At 32.2% G+C, this 2,238-nt stretch carries 4 protein-coding genes; all 4 read left to right on the top strand.

Annotated features, from left to right (window positions below; genetic code table 11):
- A partial coding sequence (gene queC, locus ACKI67_RS00400) for a 7-cyano-7-deazaguanine synthase QueC (RefSeq protein ID WP_407461399.1) occupies positions 1 to 601 on the top strand: 601 nt, incomplete at its 5' end.
- Positions 602 to 621: 20 nt separating this feature from the next.
- Positions 622 to 981, top strand: a complete 360-nt coding sequence (locus ACKI67_RS00395; RefSeq protein WP_407461398.1) for a 6-pyruvoyl trahydropterin synthase family protein — start codon at positions 622 to 624, stop codon at positions 979 to 981.
- A 43-nt stretch (positions 982 to 1,024) separates the two neighbouring features.
- Entirely contained in the window at positions 1,025 to 1,633 is a 609-nt protein-coding gene (locus ACKI67_RS00390; RefSeq protein ID WP_407461401.1) for a 7-carboxy-7-deazaguanine synthase QueE, read from the top strand.
- A 129-nt stretch (positions 1,634 to 1,762) separates the two neighbouring features.
- Positions 1,763 to 2,185, top strand: coding sequence for a universal stress protein (locus ACKI67_RS00385; protein WP_407461397.1), 423 nt, complete (start codon positions 1,763 to 1,765; stop codon positions 2,183 to 2,185).
- The last annotated feature ends 53 nt before the right edge of the window (positions 2,186 to 2,238 follow it).

Here is a 2,238-nt window from a genome sequence, read left to right as displayed (position 1 = left end):
GTTGGACTCCTCTACTTTATTATACAAATTATTGGATGAAGGTAATGCCGTAACTGCTCTCAGTTTCAATTATGGTCAAAAGGCAGCGATAGAGATTGAAAGAGCAGCGGAAATCTGTAAAATGAATGATGTGCCTCATTTTGTATTTGATATACAGAACATAGTTGATTTGCTTTCAAGCAGCTTGACTGATCAAGATAATGACAATGTTGAAGAGCCAGCAAGTACAGTTGTTCCAAGCAGAAATACAATATTGCTTGAACTTGCAACTGCATTTGCAATAAGCAACAATAAGGAAGAGGTTTATTATGGAGCAATCAAGGCAGATGTCGGAGATTATCCAGACACAACTCCAGAGTTCTTGGAGAAGATCAATGAATTGAATAAGGTCAATAACTATGAATACATTCCTGTTTGCGCTCCATTTATTGATACAGACAAAAAGGATGTTGTAAAGCTTGCTTTGAAATTGGGAGTGCCAATAGAAAAGACATGGAGCTGTTATGTAAACAATGATGGAACTCCATGTGGGGAATGCTTTAGTAACAAATCAAGAATAAAAGCTATTGAAGAAGCTAAAAAAGAATTAGGAATGAATTAGATTATTTGGAGGAAAATATTATGTTAACATTAGTATCAGAACATAGAATTTACGGTTGTCACAAATTAAAGAATCAAGGTGGAAAATGTACTCAATGGCATGGACACCAATATAGAATCATTTTAACCTTAAAAGCACCATATAAGGACTTGGATTATAGAAACATGATCATGGACACTTATGACATTGAAGCTATATTCAATGAATTCATTGGTGTTGACCATTTGAACCTAAATGAATTCATGGATTCTGAAGACCCTACAATGGAAGAGATGAGCAAGTTCTTCTATGATGGATTAAAACCTAAAATTGAATGTTTGACAAGTGTTGGAGTCTATGAAACTCCTGAAACCGGTGTAACTTACGAACCTATGGAATAAACAGGTTCAAATAACTAAATATTGATTAAATAATGCATTTTTGGTGATTAAAATTAAAGTCAGTGAAATATTCACATCATTTCAAGGGGAAGGGCCTTATGTAGGGACTCCTGCAACATTTTTAAGATTATATGGCTGCAATCTGAACTGTGAATGGTGTGATACAGACATTTCTACTTATGAAATATTGTCTGTAGATGAAGTTGCAGAAATTCTAATTACTCAAATGGAATTCAATAATATCCAAACATTAATCATAACAGGAGGGGAGCCTACTTTACAGATGGAAGAGATTAAACGTTTGATTAAAGAGCTTCCAGATGACATTAAAATCCAGCTTGAGACAAATGGTTCCATTTTCGAATATCTTCCTGAAATGGAATATGTAATCAGTCCGAAGGTAGATAAAGAAAAGGTCTTTGAAAATTATTATAAATATGAAAATGTTTTCTTTAAATTTGTTATTTGCTCTCAAGAGGATATAGATGAAGTGATTGAATTAAGAAATAAAGATTGTTACGATAAGACAATTTGGCTACAAGGGGAATTTAGCCGTGATAATGAAATGGCGGATTTGATTAGGGAGAATTTCCCTCGTTTAGAAAATGTCAAATTATCTGTTCAAACTCATAAGTATTTAAATCAAAGATAAGCAATTCTTAACTTTGTTGTGATATTATCGAATGAATTGATAATATACTTATATAAGTTAAATCATATATATTATTTAGAGAAATATTTTTTAAATTGAAATTGTATTTTTAAAATTAAGTGTGGAATTATGTATAAAAGAATTTTATTACCAACTGACGGATCTAAACACTCTCTACGTGAAGTGGAAAGAGCTAAGCATGTATTGGCAGAAGATGGAGAAATCCTTGTTCTCTCTGTTGCTATTAAGATAAGAAAAACAGCTTTCCATAGGGAAAAAGATGTTAGAAAAATAAACAAGGAAGCTGTAAAGGAAGCTGAAGAGAATGTAAAGGCTATGGCAGATTGTTTTGATGACAGCTTTAATGTAAGGACCATGGTAAAATCAGGTTTCCCTTCAGAACAAATCAATAAAGTTGCCGAAGATGAAGATTGTGACTTGATCATCATTGCATCTTCAGGTGTAAGTGGCATTCATAAGTTTGTGATTGGAAGTGTAGCTGAGAATGTACTTAAAGAATGTGAAAAAGATGTCTTGTTGATTCATAACTAATTGTTGAATCATTTCTTTTTTTACTTTTTTCTATTTTTCTTAATTAATTTTTT

The sequence above is a fragment of the Methanobrevibacter sp. genome (assembly GCF_045577275.1).
Taxonomy (GTDB): domain Archaea; phylum Methanobacteriota; class Methanobacteria; order Methanobacteriales; family Methanobacteriaceae; genus Methanobrevibacter.
This window is presented reverse-complemented; position numbering and strand designations above follow the sequence as displayed.

What these genes read in the sequence shown, in the direction of transcription:
- ACKI67_RS00385 (WP_407461397.1), top strand. Translation starts at nt 1,763, where the DNA reads ATGTATAAAAGAATTTTATTACCAACTGACGGATCTAAACACTCTCTA.
- ACKI67_RS00395 (WP_407461398.1), top strand. Translation starts at nt 622, where the DNA reads ATGTTAACATTAGTATCAGAACATAGAATTTACGGTTGTCACAAATTA.